The organism is Streptomyces sp. NPDC058812 (assembly GCF_042744565.1).
Lineage (GTDB): Bacteria > Actinomycetota > Actinomycetes > Streptomycetales > Streptomycetaceae > Streptomyces > Streptomyces thinghirensis.
Map to the genome: position 1 here is coordinate 1 of NZ_JBHYOB010000074.1, position 1,641 is coordinate 1,641.

The following is a 1,641-nucleotide window of genomic DNA, read 5'->3' on the forward strand; positions in this document are numbered from 1 at the left end:
GCCCCAGCCCCAGTCGACCTGGGTGTGCAGCTGTCCGATACGGCCGCGGTAGTTGTCCAGCCCGATCTCCTCCAGGAACGGCTCGCGTCCGCTGGAAAAGATCACGGGCACCGTGCCGTCGTCGTCGAGGTTGGCCGAGAGGGCCAGGACGCGTTCGGCGAAGGCCTGCACGGCGAAGGATTCGTAGAGCTCTTCCATGTGCCAGTCGTGATCCAGAATGAGGTAGACAGCAGCGTGACGTCCGGTGATCCCACGCTCGGCCAGGGCCTGGCCGGCCTGTCGCGCGGGGGCCAGCAGCCCCGGAGCCTGCCGCTCCAGCTTCGTCAGGTCGACCGCGGCAGCCGCCGGCGGCGTCGTGCCCTTCTGCGCAGGCAGCGGCGCAGCGGTGGGCTCGGGGTCGACGTCGACGCCGTAGTCGATTGCCAGTCCCGCAAGGCCGGAGGCATAGCCCTGTCCCACGGCCCGGATCTTCCAGTCCGTACCGCGCCGGTACAGCTCCGCCAGGACCACGACCGTCTCGCCCGAGGTGAAGTCCGGCGCGGTGAACAACATCGCCCGGGAGCCGCTCTGGGTGATGGTCAGTTGAGGCGCCCGGGTGAAGACGGCCCCAGGTTGCAGCGGATCGGAACTCGCGACAATCACCACGCAGTGCACGTCGGCCGGCAGGCGTGGGAGTTCCGCGGTGACCGCCGCGTCCGCTACCGAGACACCGTCCTGGACCGGATGGTTGTAGAAGACCAGGTCGTGATCGCCGCGAACCCTGCCATCAGAGCCAAGCAGCAGCGCGGACACGTCCGCAGACAGTCCCTGAACGGCCACCGACAGCACTGCCCGCTCCGTCAGCAGCGCCGCGTTCTCGCCCTTGCGCAGCGACATCGTCTGCATCCCGCCCCCTGTCGATCACCAGGGAAGGAACGGTAGCCATCCACAAGCGACGATGCCGCCCCTTTGCCGTATCCGACATGCGGGCCTGCCCGCGGCACCTGCTCGCCGACGACCGGTCCCTTAGCCGAGCCAGACGATGTCCAGGACCGACAGGTGCCGGAGTGCACGGTTGGCGAAGTAGATGACGGACAGGCGTCCGGCGGACGCGATCCGGACGTCTTCGCCTTCGGGGTCGGCGGGGTCCCACTGGCGGAAGCCCCACGGGTCGGCCGCGGCAGCGTCGAGGAGGTCCCACACCGTCTCTTCTGCATGTTCGGGGAGGGCGGCGAGGACCTTCGCGGCCGGCGACGAAATGTGGACCGCGTACGGCTGCAGGCTCACCGGCGACGCTGGCCGCGGAGCTCGACCATGTCCATGAACCCGGTCTCGTCGTTGCCTGAGGCCACGAACGCGTCGACCGCGGGGGCGGAAGCGAGACGGGCCTGCCAGGCGTGGACGACCTCGTACAAGGTGTTCAAGGAGAACGTCCGCCGCGACTCCTCCAACGCCTGCGCCCACTCCTCCTCGAACGCCGGCACCCACCGCTCCGCCCGCCGGTCGGCGCGCAGCAGGGCCAGGAGTTCGGCCGGCGCCCCGGGCGCGGGCGCGTACGGGGCGGCGGGGGTGTGGTCGGGTTGGGCGCTCATTGGCTCCTCCTGCGGCGGGTGCTACTAGCCACCGTAGAACTAGGTGCCCTCGGATAGCACGGTCTTCCAC

Annotated in this window: 3 protein-coding genes; all 3 read right to left on the reverse strand. The window is 69.7% G+C overall.

All coding sequences use genetic code 11. The features are described 5' to 3' along the window. A partial coding sequence (locus ACFW48_RS38705) for a TerD family protein (RefSeq protein ID WP_386323369.1) occupies positions 1 to 885 on the reverse strand: 885 nt, incomplete at its 3' end. A 120-nt stretch (positions 886 to 1,005) separates the two neighbouring features. Further along, entirely contained in the window at positions 1,006 to 1,266 is a 261-nt protein-coding gene (locus ACFW48_RS38710; protein ID WP_386323371.1) for a hypothetical protein, read from the reverse strand. Beyond that, entirely contained in the window at positions 1,263 to 1,571 is a 309-nt protein-coding gene (locus ACFW48_RS38715; protein ID WP_386323373.1) for a DUF6247 family protein, read from the reverse strand. The genes ACFW48_RS38710 and ACFW48_RS38715 overlap by 4 nt, the downstream gene beginning before the upstream one ends. Positions 1,572 to 1,641 lie beyond the last annotated feature (70 nt).

What these genes read in the sequence shown, in the direction of transcription:
- ACFW48_RS38715 (WP_386323373.1), bottom strand. Translation starts at nt 1,571, where the DNA reads ATGAGCGCCCAACCCGACCACACCCCCGCCGCCCCGTACGCGCCCGCG.